Consider the following 277-nt stretch of genomic DNA (forward strand, 5'->3'; position numbering starts at 1 on the left):
ATTACTGGTAAATCGTATCGTTTGAAAAATGTAGACTGACCGCTAAAAACCTACATTTTTAACCGCCCTAAACCGACATTTTATGACCGCCCTTGACACCTGATACTTTTTCAGCGATTTAATCGATTGATCCATGCGATTATTTAGCGCGTAATAATTGTTCAGAGTTCGTTCGAGCGCAGTCACATCACGCTCCTTAACTGCCGAAAGAATCGCTTGATAAGTTTCATATGCGGTACGGAAGTCGGAATCTAAATCAAGGCACATGGCAATCAGG

General features: G+C 41.5%; 1 pseudogene. It reads right to left on the reverse strand.

The window, feature by feature from the left end:
• Window positions 1-42: 42 nt before the first annotated feature.
• Window positions 43-277 (reverse strand): annotated as a pseudogene (locus HC026_RS12760) (hypothetical protein); the annotation flags it as partial.

Source organism: Secundilactobacillus angelensis (assembly GCF_012641075.1).
Taxonomy (GTDB): Bacteria; Bacillota; Bacilli; order Lactobacillales; family Lactobacillaceae; genus Secundilactobacillus; species Secundilactobacillus angelensis.